This is a genomic window from Synechococcus sp. CS-205, assembly GCF_025128255.1.
Taxonomy (GTDB): domain Bacteria; phylum Cyanobacteriota; class Cyanobacteriia; order PCC-6307; family Cyanobiaceae; genus Regnicoccus_A.
The window spans coordinates 19394-35711 of the sequence record NZ_JAHLZB010000015.1; the positions used below are offsets into that span (position 1 = coordinate 19394).

14 protein-coding genes are annotated in these 16318 nt (G+C 69.3%); 5 read left to right on the top strand and 9 right to left on the bottom strand.

Annotated elements, in window-relative coordinates:
* The first annotated feature begins 19 nt into the window (after positions 1-19).
* Positions 20-2446 carry a UvrD-helicase domain-containing protein gene (locus KQ297_RS03690; RefSeq protein ID WP_259738228.1) on the top strand — a complete coding sequence of 809 codons (2427 nt, stop codon included), beginning with the start codon at positions 20-22 and terminating at the stop codon, positions 2444-2446.
* Between the two features lie 124 nt (positions 2447-2570).
* Entirely contained in the window at positions 2571-3902 is a 1332-nt protein-coding gene (locus KQ297_RS03695) for a CCA tRNA nucleotidyltransferase (protein ID WP_259738229.1), read from the top strand.
* 34 nt (positions 3903-3936) lie between these two features.
* Here the strand turns inward: KQ297_RS03695 and KQ297_RS03700 are convergent, their stop codons facing one another.
* From KQ297_RS03700 to KQ297_RS03720, 5 genes are all read right to left on the bottom strand, one after another.
* Complete coding sequence (locus KQ297_RS03700) at positions 3937-4491, bottom strand: KdsC family phosphatase (RefSeq protein WP_399251133.1); 555 nt, start codon at positions 4489-4491, stop codon at positions 3937-3939.
* A 29-nt stretch (positions 4492-4520) separates the two neighbouring features.
* Positions 4521-5333 carry a 3-deoxy-8-phosphooctulonate synthase gene (kdsA, locus tag KQ297_RS03705; RefSeq protein ID WP_259738230.1) on the bottom strand — a complete coding sequence of 271 codons (813 nt, stop codon included), beginning with the start codon at positions 5331-5333 and terminating at the stop codon, positions 4521-4523.
* Between the two features lie 81 nt (positions 5334-5414).
* Positions 5415-6446, bottom strand: coding sequence for a glycosyltransferase (locus KQ297_RS03710; RefSeq protein WP_259738231.1), 1032 nt, complete (start codon positions 6444-6446; stop codon positions 5415-5417).
* A gap of 47 nt (positions 6447-6493) precedes the next feature.
* On the bottom strand, positions 6494-7207 hold the full coding sequence (locus KQ297_RS03715) for a heme oxygenase (biliverdin-producing) (RefSeq protein ID WP_185466829.1): 714 nt from the start codon (positions 7205-7207) through the stop codon (positions 6494-6496).
* Between the two features lie 79 nt (positions 7208-7286).
* Entirely contained in the window at positions 7287-7739 is a 453-nt protein-coding gene (locus tag KQ297_RS03720) for a hypothetical protein (RefSeq protein WP_259738232.1), read from the bottom strand.
* Positions 7740-7895: 156 nt separating this feature from the next.
* Here KQ297_RS03720 and KQ297_RS03725 point away from each other — a divergent pair, with 156 nt between their 5' ends.
* Complete coding sequence (locus KQ297_RS03725; RefSeq protein ID WP_259738233.1) at positions 7896-9341, top strand: NADP-dependent isocitrate dehydrogenase; 1446 nt, start codon at positions 7896-7898, stop codon at positions 9339-9341.
* Between the two features lie 30 nt (positions 9342-9371).
* Complete coding sequence (locus KQ297_RS03730) at positions 9372-10745, top strand: (Fe-S)-binding protein (RefSeq protein WP_259738234.1); 1374 nt, start codon at positions 9372-9374, stop codon at positions 10743-10745.
* Between the two features lie 9 nt (positions 10746-10754).
* Here the strand turns inward: KQ297_RS03730 and KQ297_RS03735 are convergent, their stop codons facing one another.
* Positions 10755-12134: a four-carbon acid sugar kinase family protein gene (locus KQ297_RS03735; protein ID WP_259738235.1), complete on the bottom strand. Its 1380-nt coding sequence runs from the start codon at positions 12132-12134 to the stop codon at positions 10755-10757.
* A 14-nt stretch (positions 12135-12148) separates the two neighbouring features.
* On the opposite strand from KQ297_RS03735, the gene KQ297_RS03740 reads away from it, so the two are divergent.
* Complete coding sequence (locus KQ297_RS03740; RefSeq protein ID WP_259738236.1) at positions 12149-13339, top strand: FAD-binding oxidoreductase; 1191 nt, start codon at positions 12149-12151, stop codon at positions 13337-13339.
* A 24-nt stretch (positions 13340-13363) separates the two neighbouring features.
* Here KQ297_RS03740 and modB read toward each other — a convergent pair whose 3' ends face one another.
* The 3 genes from modB to KQ297_RS03755 form a co-directional block, all read right to left on the bottom strand.
* Positions 13364-15226, bottom strand: a complete 1863-nt coding sequence (gene modB, locus KQ297_RS03745) for a molybdate ABC transporter permease subunit (RefSeq protein WP_259738237.1) — start codon at positions 15224-15226, stop codon at positions 13364-13366.
* On the bottom strand, positions 15223-16011 hold the full coding sequence (gene modA / locus KQ297_RS03750) for a molybdate ABC transporter substrate-binding protein (protein WP_259738238.1): 789 nt from the start codon (positions 16009-16011) through the stop codon (positions 15223-15225). Before modA ends, modB begins: the two co-directional genes overlap by 4 nt.
* The coding region (locus KQ297_RS03755) for a S8 family serine peptidase (RefSeq protein ID WP_311133979.1) at positions 16011-16318 on the bottom strand (308 nt) is incomplete at its 5' end. The genes modA and KQ297_RS03755, both read right to left, overlap by 1 nt.

A 16318-nucleotide genomic window follows, 5' to 3' on the forward strand; every position in this document is an offset into this window, starting at 1 on the left:
CGGTCCCTAGGCTCCAACCATGGTCGGATCTTCCCCTACCCCTGCCGGATCAGGCGGCTTCCTGGCCGGTCTCAACGATGCCCAGCGCCGGGCGGTGGATCACCACGCCGGTCCCCTGCTGGTGGTGGCCGGGGCCGGCAGCGGCAAGACCCGGGCCCTCACCCACCGCATCGCCCACCTGATCGGCCACCACGGCGTCGACCCCCACCAGCTTCTGGCCGTCACCTTCACCAACAAGGCGGCCCGGGAGATGAAGGAGCGGCTGGAGCTGCTGCTGGCCCAGCGGCTGGCTGGCAGCCAGTTCGGACAGCCCTTCAGCACCCTGCCGCCCCAGCAGCAGCGCCAGCTGCGCAACCGCATCTACCGGGAGGTCACCAAGGAGCTCTGGATCGGCACCTTCCACGCCCTGTTCGCGCGGCTGCTGCGCTTCGACATCGACAAGTACAAGGACCCCGAAGGGCACACCTGGACGCGTCAGTTCTCGATCTACGACGAATCGGACGCCCAGACCCTGGTCAAGGAGATCGTCACCCAGGAGCTGGGCCTGGATCCCAAACGCTTCGAGCCCAAGAAGGTGCGCTGGGCCATCAGCAACGCCAAGAACCAGGGCTGGCTGCCGGATCAGCTGGAGGCTGACCAGCAGGGCCAGCGGGGCCGGATGGTGGCCGACGTCTACCGCCGCTACCGCCGCGCCCTGGCCGCCAACAACGCCCTCGACTTCGACGACCTGCTGCTGCTGCCGGTGCAGCTGCTGCAGGCCAACGAGCAGGTGCGCCACTACTGGCACGGACGCTTCCGCCACGTCCTGGTGGATGAGTACCAGGACACCAACCGCACCCAGTACGACCTGATCAAGCTGCTGGTGACCAATGGCCGGGACCCCGCCACCTACGACGACTGGCAGGGGCGCTCGGTGTTCGTGGTCGGCGACGCGGACCAGAGCATCTACAGCTTCCGGGCGGCCGACTTCACCATCCTGATGGGCTTCCAGGACGACTTCGGCGACCGGGCAAGCGACGAGGCCACCCGCACGATGGTGAAGCTGGAGGAGAACTACCGCTCCACCGCCACGATCCTCGAGGCGGCCAACGCCCTGATCGCCCACAACAGCGAACGCATCGACAAGGTGCTGCGCCCCACCCGAGGCGAAGGCGAGCCGATCACCCTCACCCGCTGCGACGACGAGATCGCCGAAGCCGAAGCGGTGGTGCACCGGCTGCGGATGCTCGAGGCCGCCCACCCCGAGCTGCGCTGGGGCGAGATGGCAATCCTGTATCGCACCAATGCCCAGAGCCGGGCGATGGAGGAATCCCTGGTGCGCTGGGGGATTCCCTACATCGTGGTGGGTGGCCTGCGCTTCTACGACCGGCGCGAGATCAAGGACATGCTCGCCTACCTGCGCCTGCTGGTGAATCCCGCCGACAGCGTCAGCCTGCTGCGGGTGCTGAATGTGCCCAGGCGCGGCATCGGCAAGACCACCGTGCAGCGCCTCACCGACGCCGCAGCCCAGCTGGGGCTTCCCCTCTGGGAAGTGGTGAGCGATCCGGAGGCGGTGCGCTCCCTGGCGGGGCGCTCGGCCAGGGGGCTGCTGCAGTTCAGTGAACTGATCACGGATCTGAACCGTCGCCTCCAGGATTCCCCCCCCTCGGAGTTGGTGCAGCGGGTGATGGAGCAGAGCGGTTATGTGGCCGAACTGATCGCCGAGGGCACCGATGAGGCCGAAGAGCGTCGTCGCAACCTGCAGGAACTGGTGAACGCCGCCCTGCAGTATCAGGAGGAGAACGAGGAGGGGTCGCTGGAGGGCTTCCTGGCCTCCGCCGCCCTGGCCAGCGACGCCGACAGCAAGGACACCGAAGCCGACCGGGTGACGCTGATGACCCTGCATGCCAGCAAGGGCCTGGAATTTCCAGTGGTGTGCCTGGTGGGGCTGGAGCAGGGCCTGTTCCCCAGCTATCGCTCCCTGGAGGATCCCGCCGCCCTGGAGGAGGAGCGGCGCCTCTGCTATGTGGGCATCACCCGGGCCAAGGAGCGGTTGTTCCTCTCCCACGCCAGTGAGCGGCGGCTTTGGGGCGGCATGCGCGAGCCGGCGGTGCCGTCGGTGTTCCTCTCGGAGCTGCCGCCGGAGCTGGTGCAGGGCGACATTCCCCGCAGTGGCGGCGCGGCCCTGCGCCGCGAGCAGCGGCTGGATCGCCTCACCCGCGTCGATCGTGAGGAGAGCCAGCGGGTGGCCGCCGGAGGCAGCGCCGCGGCCCCGGCCAATGCGGTGCGGCGCCGGGCTCCCGCCAGGCCCTGGGCGGTGGGCGACCAGCTGCGTCACGCCAACTTCGGCGACGGGACGATCACCCATCTCTTCGGCAGCGGCGAGAAGATCTCGATCGCGGTGAAGTTCGAGGGGATGGGCCCGAAGATCCTTGATCCGCGCCTGGCCCCGATCGAGCCGCTGTAGCGCTGAAGCGGCCACCGTCGCCACAGAGATCGATCGTGTCGGTGTGGGCTGTGTCTTTCACCCCGGGCACAACGGCCAGCTGGGCCCAGGCCACCCAGGCCGATACTGGGTAGCAGGTTTGTGCATGGGCGACTCTGCGTTGGACGATGCCACCGCTGACTTCCTGACCCTCAAGGGCCGCACGATCGCCTACGACGAACCGATCCAGCACCTGCTCCGCCAGGTGGTGGTCCTGGCGGCCCCCCTGAGGGTGGCCCTGGTGGGGGGGGCGGTGCGGGATCTGCTCCTGCACCGTCCCCACAGCGATCCCCGGCTCGGTCTGCCCGATCTGGATCTGGTCGTTGAGGAGAGCGTCCCGGGAGAGCGACCACCGGCGGCCCACCGCATCGCCATTGCGCTGAAGCGGCAGCTGGGGGAGGCGGTGAGCCTGTTTCATCTGCACGACGCCTTCGGCACCGCCGAGCTCGAAGTCAATGGGATCCTGCTGGATCTCGCCACCGCCCGCCGGGAGCATTACCCGGAGCCGGGCAGCCATCCGGAGGTGCACTTCGGATCGCTTGAGGCCGATCTGTCCCGAAGAGATCTCTCGGTCAATGCCATGGCCATGGTGCTGGATCCCGAGGACACCTCCTCAGCCCGCCTTCTCGATCCCTTTGATGGCCGCGGCGACCTTGCCCGGCGGCAGCTGCGCTTCCTCCATTCCGGCAGCCTGCGGGACGATCCCACCAGGATCCTGCGGGCCGCCCGCTACGGCGCCAGGCTGGGCCTGGATCTGGGCGAAGACAGCCTGAACCAGGTGCACACCGCCCTGGCGGAGTGGCCCTGGCGAAGTGGGTCCCTGCCAGGGCTCGGAACGCGGCTGCGCAGTGAACTGGAGCTCCTGCTGGGCCGCGAGTCGTGGGAGAGGGCGCTGATGCTCCTGCAGCAATGGAACGCCCTGGGGCTTCTCGATCCGGGGCTGCAGCACGACCGGCACTGGCGGCGCCGGCTGCACCGGGCCCGGTGCCTGGCCGCCCGGCTCGAACGTCCGCCTTGGCCCCAGGACGAGTGGCTGCTGCTCGCCCTGCTGGCCCGCCTCGACGACCCCCTGTCGCTCGCCAGGAGGTTGCAGCTGGCTGGACGCTGTCAACGCCTGCTCGCGGACCTGCTGCAGTTGCGTGCCTGGGTGAACCAGGCCTCAACCGAGCTGGAGTGGAGCCCCGCAAGCCTGAGCCAGTCCCTGGAGCACAAGCGGTCCAGCCCGGAGGCGGTCACTCTCCTGCTGGCGGCCTACTCGGGGTCGGAGTTCCCACCGCGCCTGAGGCGCGGACTGCTGCGCTGGCTGCTGCGCTGGCGGACGCTCCGTGCCGAACTGAGCGCCGACGATCTGATCGCCGCAGGGGAACGGCCCGGTCCCGAACTCGGCGTGCGCCTCCGGCAGCTGCGGGCCGAGCGGCTGGACCAGCAACGCTGGTGAAGCGACCGGCGCCGATCCGGCCCGATCTCCCCTGTCAGCCATTGCCATCGCGCCATCCCCGCTGCGCCAGTGGCTGCCACAGGCCGCGGGCACGAAGAATCACTTCCGCCAGCAGACGCACGGCCCCATCGCCGCCTGCCCGGGGCAGCACCCAGTCGGCCTGGCGCTTCAGGGGCGCGACCGCATCGGCAGGGCAAAGCAGCAACCCCACCACGGGCCGGACGGCCAGGTCGTTGAGATCGTCACCGACATAAGCCGTGTGGGCCGGGGTGACCCGGAGAGACCGTTGCAGCTCAACCAGCGCCGCTGGCTTGTCTTTCACCGCGGTGAGGCAGTGGCGGATCTGCAGGGAACGAGCCCGCTGTTCGGTGGCGCCGCCCTTGCCACCACTGAGCAGGGCGACCTCCACGCCAGCCTGCTGGAGCAGACGGATCCCGAGGCCGTCACGCACATCGAAGCGCTTGACCACCTCGCCGCTCTCGTTGGTCCAGAGCCCCCCATCGGTGAGGACCCCATCGACATCGAGCACCAGCAATTCAAGATCGGTGAACCTGGAGCGGCACCACCAAGAGCCGATCAGGAGGCCGATCCACCGCCCGATGCCCTGCTGCCGGCCGGTCACAGCGTGCTGGGGGCCTCCTCCTGGGCCAGCAATGGCTCCCGGATGGCCATCAGTTGCTCCAGGAGTGCCTCGAGGCGCGACAACGGCACCATGTTCGGGCCATCACTGAGGGCCTTCTCGGGATCGGGATGCACTTCCATGAACAGGCCGTCCACGCCGACCGCCACAGCCGCCCTGGCCAGGGGCGCCACGAATTCCCGCTGGCCGCCGCTGCTGCTGCCACGCCCGCCGGGCTGCTGGACCGAGTGGGTGGCGTCGAAGATCACGGGACATCCCAGGGCGCGCAACTGGGGGAGGCTGCGGTAATCCACCACGAGGGTGTTGTAGCCGAAGCTGGAGCCCCGTTCCGTCAACCAGAGGTTGTCAGCCCCAGCGTCCCGCATCTTGTTCACCACCGCGGCCATGTCCCAGGGCGCCAGGAACTGGCCTTTCTTGATGTTGATCGTCTTGTCGGTGCCCCGCACGGCCTCGACGGCAGCGAGCAGCAGATCGGTCTGCCGACAGAGGAAGGCAGGGATCTGCAGCACATCCGCCACGGCCGCCACCGGCTCCGCCTGCTGACTTTCATGGATGTCGGTGAGCACCGGCAGGTCGAATCGACGCTTCACCTCCGCCAGCACCTCCAGGCCCTCCGCCATCCCGGGGCCGCGGAAGGAGCCGCCGGAGCTGCGGTTTGCCTTGTCGAAACTGGCCTTGAACACGTAGGTGATCCCGAGGCGCTCGGTGATGGCTTTGACAGTCTCCGCCACCTCGAACACCAGCTCAGGGCTCTCGATCACGCAGGGACCGGCGATCAGGGTGAAGCGCATGGCGGGGGCTGAGCGGTGTGCAGGCAGGGCGAAACTCCCATGCGTCCGAACGATACGCAGGCCCCAGCAGCGAGAAATCGATCAGGACAGCAGGAGGCGACGCAGGCGCGCCAGCCATTGCCGCCAGCGCAACTGCCAGAGCCGTGGGGACCGCAGAGCCTCCAGAGCAGGAGAAGGGCCGGCTGGGGCGTTGTTCCTCTGAAGCCGATCCCAGTGGCCGTCAATCTCCTCGAGAGCCCCCTGCCAGCGCTCCTGCAGGCGGGTTTCGCAACTCTCAGTCAGGCGCAGAGCCAGCTGGGCGGGGTCAGCGCGCCAGGAGGCGGGATCGGCCGCCGCCGCTTCAATCCTCTCCAGATCAGCCGCCAGGGTGCCGCTGCCGATCTGGTGGCCCACCGACCCGGGGTCGATCAGATCGGCCAAGGCGTGATTGAGGCTGCTGAACACGACGCATCCGCAGGCCATCGCCTCCAGGGGCGGCAGGCCGAAGCCCTCCGTCACCCCGCGGCCCCGCCAGTAATCAGCGGAGTCGTAGAGGTAAACGCGGGCTCGGTTGAACAGGCCCACCAGATCATCGACCCAGCCCTGCTGCACCTCGACACGAAGGCCCCGCCTCCGCAGGGCGGGCACGAGCTGGTGCAACACATAGGCACTGGTTTTCCGGGCCTGAACCAGGACATCGATGTCGCGCTCCAGGCCCTGATCACGCCACTGGGGCTCCAGGGCATTGGGCACCAGGAACAGCGGGTTGCGGGGAGCCCGATCTCCCCAGTAGCCCAGGGTGTTGCGGCTCACGGCCAGCACCGGCACCCCGTGGGGGAGGTCAAAGCCATAACCGCTGCTGTGGGCGTGATAGGCGACGGGCCGGCCGCGCAACCGGCGCAGGAGGCGGGGTACATCGAAGCCCCAGCTGACGATCCACAGGGCGGCTCCCGGAGCCGATTCATCCCGCAGCAGATCGTCCAGGAACGGACGGCCTGCTTCCCGTTGGCGGTAAGTCACCAGCTCGGTGGGCCTCAATCCGGCTGTGAGCCGGATCGACTGGAGTTCGACCTGCAGGCCTCCGCAGCGGAACTTGCCGGTGGTTCCGGGCAGCAGAAATCGGAGCGGTCGCACGGGAAATGGGCGGGCTGTGGCTGACTCTGACGCAGCCTGGCCCTGGCTCAGGCCGCGACCGCTTCGGTGCTCCCGGTGCGCTGACGACGGGTGAGGAAGCCGAAGAGCACCTTGCCGATGGCCGCCACCAGGTTGCCCTCCAGCTCCTGAAACATCACCATGTTGAGGTGGAAGGCATGGTTGGCCTCCGCCACGATGCGATCGGCCATGGCCTGATCGATCGGCAGCTGATCAAGGCTGGTGCGGTAGTTGGCCTTGAATCCCTTCTCATCTGGGATGGCGTCGAATTCATAGAAACGCAGGCCATCGTGATCGCCGAGATTCATCGCCTTCTGAGCGATGTTCTTGAGGATCTGACCGCCGGAGAGATCTCCGATGTAACGGGTGTAGTGGTGACCCACCAGCAGCTCGGGGGATTCGGCCGCCACCTGATGCAGACGGGCCACATAGGCCTCCGCGCCTGGGGTGGGGGTCACCTGCTGACGCCAGTCGGAGCCGAAGTAGAAGGCCAGGTCGGCCTCCAGGGCTCCGCGGCGGTTGAGGGCATCACTGGCGATCGGGCCCACGACGGGGTGGCCCTTGAGCTTGCCGATCTCCTCTTCCATCGCGCTGTACACGAAGTAGAGGTCGGCCACCAGCTTGCGGTAGCTGATCTTGTCGACCACTCCCTTGAGGAAGCAGGTCACGAAGCCGGTGTTCTCGGCCATCGTGTGCGCTTTCTTGGTTCCTTCGCGCAATTGGGACGCCAGATCGACAGCCATCTCAGCCGGGGTGCTGTTTGTACGGAACAGTCAAAGTAGGGCTGATTGTGGTCGGGAGTCCCGCATTGGTTGCGAAGGTTTAAGCGGCCTGCTCCTGCTGATCAGGGTCACGCGCCAGCAGGGTGAACAGCTCCCGGCAGACCTGCTGCAGCTTCTCCACCACGTCGGACTGGGGAAGATTCGGTCCACTGGGGCACCAGTCGCCCACCGTGGCCAGCCGCCACTGCTCCCCCTGGAAGGTCATGCCGCTGAGCACCACCCCCAGCAGCCGCGGTGGTCCCTGCTCGGGTGCGGGCGCCGCCGCGAGGCGCAGCTGCATCAGCAGGCTGCGGCATTGCAACCGCGGGCTCCAGCCCGGGAAATGGAAAGCCAGGTCCACCGACTCCTCCTCCTCGAAGTGACGGGTCACCGGGTCGTCACGCCAGGGGGTGAGATTGGCCTTTGCATCGGGGAAATGACGCCTGAACAGACCGGCCGCGGAGGCGATGGCCCGGGCCATCTCCGGACTGCGGGCCAGGTCTGCCGCATTCATGGCGTTTCCCCTGAGCAGAAGTGCGGATCGGGCTGAACCTAGGCTCACCCAACGATTCCATGCTGCAGCGTGCCGCAGGCCGCTGCGAGAAATGGTCGGCGGATGACCACGGGGAGACCCCGCTCATCCGGAATCACATCGCGTTACCTGCCGCCGATGGCGTCCACACCAGCTCCCGCTTACGACCAGCTGACCCCCCCCAGCAGTGGCACCGCCATCCGCTTCGAGAACGGGTTGCCGGTGGTGCCGCCCGATCCGATCATTCCCTTCATCCGCGGCGACGGCACGGGCGTGGACATCTGGCCCGCCACCCAGCGGGTGCTGGATGCGGCGGTGGCCAAGGCCTACGGCGGTGAACGCCGGATCGAGTGGTTCAAGGTGTTCGCCGGCGATGAGGCCTGCGAGCTCTACGGCACCTACCAGTACCTGCCCCAGGACACCCTCACCGCCATCGAGCAGTACGGCGTGGCGATCAAGGGACCACTGACCACGCCGATCGGCGGAGGCATCCGTTCGCTCAACGTGGCCCTGCGCCAGATCTTCGACCTCTACTGCTGCGTGCGCCCCTGCCGCTACTACACCGGCACGCCCAGCCCCCACAAGCGGCCCGAGGACCTCGATGTGATCGTCTACCGGGAGAACACCGAAGACATCTACATGGGGATCGAGTGGGAGGCCACCGACCCGGTGTGCGTGGAGCTGATCGCCCACCTCAACGACGTGGTGATCCCGGCCAACGGAAAACTCGGCAAGCGCCGTATCCCCGACGGCTCCGGCATCGGCATCAAGCCGGTGAGCAAAGCCGGCACCCAGCGCCACGTGCGCAAGGCGATCCAGCACGCCATGAAGCTCGAAGGCGCCAAGCGGCACGTGACCCTGGTGCACAAGGGCAACATCATGAAATTCACGGAAGGAGCTTTCCGTGACTGGGGCTATGAGCTGGCCACCAGCGAATTCCGTGACGTCTGCGTGACCGAGCGGGAGAGCTGGATCCTCGACAACCTCGCCCGCAACCACTCCCTCTCCATCGAGGACAACGCCCGGCTGATCGAGCCCGGCTACGACAGCCTCACCCCCGAGAAGAAAGCCGCCGTGGACACCGAGGTCAAGGAGGTGCTGGCCGCCATCGGCGAAAGCCATGGCTACGGCAAGTGGAAATCGATGGTGCTGGTCGACGACCGCATCGCCGACAGCATCTTCCAGCAGATCCAGACCCGGCCCCAGGAGTACTCGGTGCTCTGCACCCTCAACCTCAACGGCGACTACATCTCCGATGCCGCCGCAGCGGTGGTGGGAGGCCTGGGAATGGCACCCGGGGCCAACATCGGCGATCGCGCGGCGATCTTCGAGGCCACCCATGGCACCGCCCCCAAGCACGCCGGCCTTGACCGCATCAACCCCGGCTCGGTGATCCTCTCCGGCGTGATGATGCTGGAGTATCTGGGCTGGCAGGAAGCCGCCGATCTGATCACCCGGGGCATCAGCACCGCGATCGTGAACGGCCAGGTCACCTACGACCTCGCCAGACTGATGGAACCCCGTGTGGAGCCGGTCAGTTGCTCCGGCTTCGCCGAAGCGGTGATCGGCCACTTCGATCCCTGAGCTACGGCTCCAGTGCCCCGGCCCCCAGCGATGACCGTCACCCAGCCCGACCATCCCTTCCACACGGCCGGCGCTGTCGCCACCGACCCCTGCATCCACTGCGGCTTCTGCCTGCCGAGCTGCGCCAGCTACCGGGTGCTGGGCAGCGAGATGGATTCTCCCCGCGGGCGGATCCACATGCTCAAGGCGATTGATCGCGGCGAGCTGAGCCTCGACGCCACCGTGGCGAGCCATTTCGACAGTTGCCTGGGCTGCCTGGCCTGTGTCTCGGCCTGCCCCTCCGGGGTCCGCTACGACGAGCTGATCGCCGCCACGCGGCCCAGGCTGAATGCACCCGAGCTGCGAACCCCCTGGCAACGAAGCTTCCGGGCTCTGCTGTTCCAGCTCCTCCCCTACCCCGCGCGCCTGCGGGCACTCCTCCAACCCTTGCGGCTCTATGCGGGCACCCCCCTGCAGGCCTGGGCCCGCCGCAGCGGCCTCACCCGCCTGCTCGGTCCCCAGCTGGAGGCGATGGAGCGGCTGCTGCCGGCCCTGCAACCCGAAGCGTTTCAGCCGTCGGCGCCCGTGCTGATCCCCGCCCAGGGTCAGCGCCGCCATCGGGTGGGCCTGGTCACGGGCTGCGTGCAGCGGCTGTTCGATCCGGCGGTGAACCGCGCGGCGATCGAGCTGCTCAGCGCCAATGGCATCGAGGTGGTGATCCCCCCCGAGCAGAACTGCTGCGGCGCCATGACCCACCACCAGGGGGAACTGGAGCAGACCCGGGCCCTGGCCAAGGACCTGCTCAGCAGCTTCGAGGCGGTGATCGGCCCGGGCCGGGCGGCGGGCCCCGAGCCCCTCGATGCGGTGCTGGTGGCGGCCTCCGGCTGTGGCCACACCCTCAAGCAGCTCGACGCGATCCTGGCGGAGGAGCCGGAATGGGCGGTACGGGGCAGTGCCTTCGCCGGCCAGGTGGCCGACATTCAGGAGTTCCTGCACCGGGTCGGACTCAGCCCCGGCTTCATGGATCGGCTCCAGCCCCTGCGCCACGGCGACGGCAGCCCCGCCAGCGCCGATCGCCCCCTGCGCCTGGCTTACCACGATGCCTGCCACATGCTCCATGGCCAGGGATTGGGCCAGCAGCCCCGCCAGCTGCTGCGCCAGATCCCCCACGTGCGGATCGTGGAGGCGGTGGAAGCGGGGGTGTGCTGCGGCAGCGCCGGCATCTACAACCTGGTCCAGCCCGATGAAGCGGCCGAACTGGGCCGGATCAAGGCCGCTGATCTCAGCGGCAGCGGCGCCGATCTGGCCGTGAGCGCCAACATCGGCTGCACCCTGCAGATCCGCCAGCACATGGACGGCACGACCCGCCCGATCCCCGTGGCCCATCCGGTGGAGCTGCTGCTGCGCAGTGCCAGCGGGGCCTGACGCGCCAGCTCAGGCGGCGCTGCCGGCGGAGTCCATCAGTTGCCAGGCCTGGCGAAGGGTGTCCCCATGGCCGAGGTTGCCAGGAACGGTGAGCAGGGGCATCCGGGGGAAGCGGGCATGTTCGGCGGGCAGGCGCAGCAGCGAGAGGCCGGGCAGCAGTTGCCCCTCCAGCCGCAGTGAGGGCAGGGCCAGGCCATTGCGCAGCAGGGTCTGGCTGGTGGTTCCGCCCTTGCTGATCAGAAAGCTCAACTCCGGCGGCAGCCCCGCGCCGAGGCGACCCATCAGGCCCGCCAGGGTGTGCGACAACCGCTGGCGCTCGCCGGAGTCGTGGCAGGGCCTCTCGCCACGGCTGGTGAACAGCACCGGCGTGCGCCCCGACAGCCAGGCACGCTCCAGCGGCTCCTGCAACTCCTGGCGCAGCGGCTCGAGCGCCCGATCCGCTTCCTCCCGCCGGATCGTGGCCAGCACCCGATCCACAGGAAGCTCCACCCCGACGCAGGCGGGCTCGGCGAGCAGATGGTGAAGCTGCTGATCGCTCAGGGGCACATGGGATCCCACCAGCACGGCGCCGGGGGCCGTGCTCCGGCGCAACCGGGCCAGCTCTGCAGGCGTCAACGGCTGGGGTGGCAGCGCCGCCAGGGACTGCAACAGGCTCGCCGCCGACTGGACCAGCAACCGCCTGAGCGGCAGCACCTCCCGGATCGCCCGCGCCAGGGCATCCAGATGCTCGGTGCGTTGCGCATTCACCACCACCAGGGGGTTGCCACGCAGGGCGAGCAGGCGCTCCACCAGGGCCTGGTGCCTCTCCGGCTCGAGTTCGGCCAGGGTGATCTGCTGCACCGCCTCGGCCCGACGCCTGCCAGCGCTCTTGTGCTGCACCCAGGCGGGCAGGTGACTGGTGGGATACCCGAAGCGGGCATCGGCGGCGAAGGCCGAGCGGTGCACCGGCTCGCCGTGGAGCAGGTGCACCCCGTCCACCGTGGTACGCCCCCCCTCCAGGAAGGCGGGCACGAGCAAGGTGGCATCGAAGGGACCGAGCTCCGCGTCGATCCGATCGATCTCCAGGGGGAAATGGCCGCGCAGGGTGGAATCGCCCCGGCTCACCAGCAGCCAGGAGCCGGGGCCGGATTCGCCTGGTATCTCGCCGACGGCCCCCCGCAGAGCCCGGCAGATGGACGTCACCCGCTCCGCCGCCTGCTGAGGCTCGAGCGCCCGGGTGTCGCTGAGCAGGAACAGCAGGGGAGAGGGGTCACGCAGGGCCCGCCGGAGGGTGGGGGGATCCCAGCGCAGCAGCAGGGGACAGCCATGCACCGACTGGGATCCGGTGGGGTCGTCATCCAGGACGATGATCTTCAATCCAGCGGCTGCGGGGGAGGGCCAGGAGGCCATGGCACCATCGTGCCGTGATCACCCCTGAGCCCCACGATCTGGCTGATCTCCTGCGTGAGTTGCACGCGGAGGGCACCCCCTGGCTGCCCGCCGGCAGCGGCAGCCGTCTGCACTGGGGACCGCCGGTGCGCGACACCGCCACGGTGGTGAGCACCCAGCGGCTGAACCGCATCGTTGACCACGCCGTCGGGGATTTCACGGTGACGGTGGAGGCCGGCACCCCGTTGCGGGAGCTGCAGGAGGTTCTGCGGCGTGAGAACCAATGGCTCACCGTCGACTGGCCCTGGGGCAGCGATGCCGACGGCAACGGCGCCGGCAGCGTGGGCGGCCTGGTGGCCCGTGGCCTGGCCGGGGGCCTGCGCCAGCGCTACCTGGGCGTACGCGACCAACTGATCGGCATCGGCCTGCTGCGGGCCGATGGTGTGGCTGCCCACGCCGGCGGGAAGGTGGTCAAGAATGTGGCCGGTTACGACCTGATGCGGCTGTTCACGGGCAGCTGGGGTTCCCTCGGCCTGATCACGGAGGTGACCCTGCGCACAAGCCCCCAGCCCCCGGAGCGCCGGGGCCTGCTGCTGCAGGGGGGGCTCGCGCCCCTCGATGAGCTGCGCCGCTGGCTGCTGCGCTCCAGCCTCACCCCCGAACTGATCGACTGGTGGAGCCCCTCCCTGGCCAAACAGGCCGGGGCCGATCCCCAGCACTCCCTGCTGCTGGGGCTGGCCAGCGTCAGTGATGCTGCCCTGCGCGCCCAGTGCCTGGAGATCCGCACCCGGGGGGACCAGCTGGGTCTGCGCGGGCAGCCCCTGGATCCGGAACGGCTGGAGGCCCTGCGGGCCGTGGCCCTCGGCCGCCCGGAACCCGGCGGGTGGTTGCTGCGCCTGGGGGTGCTTCCCGCCCAGACGAGTGCGCTGCTGGCGGAGCGGGTGCTGCGGGACCTGCCGGTGGTGCTGGGGGCCGGCAGCGGCCTGGGGGATAGCTGGGCCGGAGCCGATCTGCCCGCGTACCGGGTGGAGGAACTGCGGCGCTGCTGCGTGGCTCGCGGCGGGGTGCTCACCGTGCTGCAGCAGCCGCAGAGCGCCAGCCTGCTGGCGGCCTGGGAGGACGCCCCCTCGCGGCCGCTGATCGAGGCGGTGAAGGCCCAGTTCGATCCGAAACAGCAGCTGGCCCGCGGCCGGCTGCCCGGCGTGCGCGATCCCCGTCAACCCTGACGCGCACCCATCGGCCCCATCCGCTCAGCGCAGCGGCATCAGGCAGGACTCGGGGATCGAGAGGATCAGCGGGGCAGCGGCCTCAGCCAGCCGCCGCCAGGCGCGGGCGCTGACCTCCACCTGCAGGGGGCTGGAGAGGGGGGGGCGGGCGGCCAGCGCCATCACGTACACCGACACACTCAGGGCGCTCTCGTTCACGGCCACCACGCGACAAGGCCAGGCATTGGCCATCCGGGCCTCGGCAGGGTCGCCAGCGGCGCGGAGCTCCAGGTGATTGGCACGCAGACCCACATGGGTGGTGCCGCTGTCCCAGGGCCGCCCGCGCCGCAGCTCCACGCCCCAGGCCGGAGCCCAGAGGCCGTGGGGGGAAAACTGCTCGATGCGGGTGATGTTCTTGCAGCCGGTGAGCCTGGCCACCGCCAGCGATTGGGGCTGCTGGAACACCTCCTGCCGGGGTCCATGGGCCACCAGCCGGCCATCGTCGATCACCAGCAACTCATCGGCCATGCGGTAGGCCTCATCGATGTCATGGGTGACCAGCAGAAAGGGCACCCCCGTGCGCTGGAGCTGCTCGATCATCTGCTGCTGCAACTGGCGGCGGCGGTAGGCGTCCTGGGAGGAGAGAGGCTCATCGAGCAGCAGCAGCTCCGGCTCGATCACCAGGGCGCGGGCCAGGGCCACCCGTTGCCGCTGGCCGCCCGAGAGCTGGTGGGGGAAACGGTCAGCGAGGGCCGTGAGGCCCATCGACGCCAGCTGGGTGCGCAGCCGCCGCTGGCGCTGGCGACGCTCCAGCCCGGCCAGAGCGAAGGCCACGTTCTGCTCCACGCTCAGGTGTGGAAAGAGCGCATGGTGCTGCACCATCATGGCGATACGCCGCCGTTGCAGGGGGCCATCGACGAGCGTCTCGCTATCGAACAGCACCCGGCCATTGAGGCGAATCCGGCCCCGATCCGGACGCTCCAGCCCGGCCAGGCAGCGCAACAACAGGCTCTTGCCGGCCCCTGAGGCGCCGAGAATCGCCAGGCGAGGGCAATCGGTGCTGAATCCAAGCTGCATCTGGAACCCGGGCCGGTGGCACTCCAGCTGCACCTCGAGGCCAAAGGGCGCCGCTCCGCTCTCCCCGCCGGCAGGCCCGGGCCCGGAGATGGCCACCGCTCCAGCAGCCTCCGGGCCCGGGAGCTCCTCTGCCGCCGGGAGCCGGGTCGGGAGAGGCAACCGCCACGAGCGCCGGTTCTGGAAGCCCTGCACTAACAGCAGGCAGAGACCGTTGAGGATCAGCACCAGGACGGTCCAGAACCAGGCCAGCGCCCGATCGCCGCCATCAACCGCGGCGTAGATCGCCAGGGGCAATGTCTGAGTGCGGCCGGGGATGTTGCCCGCGAGCATCAGCGTGGTGCCGAATTCGCCCAGGGCCCGGGCGTAGGCGAGGCTGATCCCGGCCAGCAGGCCCGGCATCACCAGCGGCAGGGTGATCGCCCGCAGCACCCGCCAGGGGGAAGCCCCGAGGCTGAGGGCCACCGCCTCCAGCGATGGATCCATCTGATCGAGGGCCGCGAGCACCGTGCGGTAGAGCAGCGGGAAGGCCACCACCGCCGAGCTGACCACCGTGGCCGGCCAGGTGAAGACCAGCTCCACCCCCAGACGAGCCAGCAGAGCACCCCCAGGCCCGTAGGGCCCCAGGAGCTGCAGCAGCAGGAAGCCCAGCACCGTGGGCGGCAGCACCAGGGGCGAGAGCAACAGGAGATCGGCGCCGGCACGGAGGGAGCCCTGCCAGCGGCTCACCTGCCGGGCCGCGAGAAACCCCAGGGGCGCCACCACCAGCACCGCCAGAGCGGCACTGCGCAGGGAAAGCCAGAGGGGGGAAAGCTCAGGGATGCCCGCGCTCACGGCTGGGGGGATGGCTCAGGAACTCCAAAACCATGGCGGCGAAAGCTGCTCATGGCGGCAGGCTCAGCCAGGGTGCGCAGGTAGGCCCGGGCCGCGGCGGAGGCTGGGCTGATCTTGAGGACGGCACCCGCATAGCGGATCGGCGCATGGCTGCCGGCGGGTGCCACGGCGGTGATCAGCAGGCCCTCTTCCGCCCGGGCATCGGTGCGATACATCAGACCGGCCTCCACCTGGCCGTCGGCCACCGCCCGGGCCACGGCACGAGCCGAGCCGAGGGGGACCAGCCTGGGGGAGACCGCAGCCGTGAGCCGAAGGGTCGTCAGCACCTGGCGGGCGTAATCACCGGCAGGCACCGAAGGATCACCGATGGCGATCGAGCGCAGATCAGGCCGGGCCAGATCCTGGAAGGCGAGGGTTCGTCGTGTTGAACGGAGCGGAACCGCGAGCACCAGCTCATTGCTGAGCAGCTCCCGGCGGCTGCCAGGCAGCAGCAGGCCGGCGCTCTGCAGGGCGTCCATCTGACGCTTGCCGGCCGAGATGAACACATCCACCGGCGCCCCCTGAAGGATCTGCTGCTGCAGGGCGCCGGAGGAGGCGAGTTGAAACTGCACGGGACTGCCGGACTGACTGGGGGCCGCTGCCGAGATCTCCCGCAGGGGATCCGCCAGGCTCACAGCAGCCGCCACCAGCAGGGGCCGAGGGGAGGGCACGACGCTGCAAGCCGAAGCCAGCCAGCCCACGGCCGCCAGCAGCGGGGCCGCCGACCAGCGCAACCTACCCAGCATCACGCCGCTCGCTGCTCGCCTGAAGCGATCCCGGCGGCATGGGGCGTGGCCATGCTGGTACCGCTCAGGGAGCGCAGACCTCCGCCGCTGGCAGCCGACACCACGTTCACCCCGGGGGCAGCGAGGGTGGGATTGGTGTTGGAGAACGGGGCGACCGTGAACCCGGAGGCCCCCTCACCCAGGGCCCCCACGGAGATCACCCCCTGCGCGGCGGCCGGCACCGATGCAGAGAGTTCGTAGGGGGGCGAGTCCTGCCGCCTGGACTCGTTGCCGCTGGCAGCCACCACCACCGTGCCGCCATTGAAGG

Bases quoted from the DNA above. Each gene is read 5' to 3' on its own strand.
- KQ297_RS03690 (WP_259738228.1), top strand. From the start codon at position 20: ATGGTCGGATCTTCCCCTACCCCTGCCGGATCAGGCGGCTTCCTGGCC.
- KQ297_RS03695 (WP_259738229.1), top strand. From the start codon at position 2,571: ATGGGCGACTCTGCGTTGGACGATGCCACCGCTGACTTCCTGACCCTC.
- kdsA (WP_259738230.1), bottom strand. From the start codon at position 5,333: ATGCGCTTCACCCTGATCGCCGGTCCCTGCGTGATCGAGAGCCCTGAG.
- KQ297_RS03715 (WP_185466829.1), bottom strand. From the start codon at position 7,207: ATGGCTGTCGATCTGGCGTCCCAATTGCGCGAAGGAACCAAGAAAGCG.
- KQ297_RS03720 (WP_259738232.1), bottom strand. From the start codon at position 7,739: ATGAATGCGGCAGACCTGGCCCGCAGTCCGGAGATGGCCCGGGCCATC.
- KQ297_RS03725 (WP_259738233.1), top strand. From the start codon at position 7,896: ATGGCGTCCACACCAGCTCCCGCTTACGACCAGCTGACCCCCCCCAGC.
- KQ297_RS03730 (WP_259738234.1), top strand. From the start codon at position 9,372: ATGACCGTCACCCAGCCCGACCATCCCTTCCACACGGCCGGCGCTGTC.
- KQ297_RS03735 (WP_259738235.1), bottom strand. From the start codon at position 12,134: ATGGCCTCCTGGCCCTCCCCCGCAGCCGCTGGATTGAAGATCATCGTC.
- modA (WP_259738238.1), bottom strand. From the start codon at position 16,011: ATGCTGGGTAGGTTGCGCTGGTCGGCGGCCCCGCTGCTGGCGGCCGTG.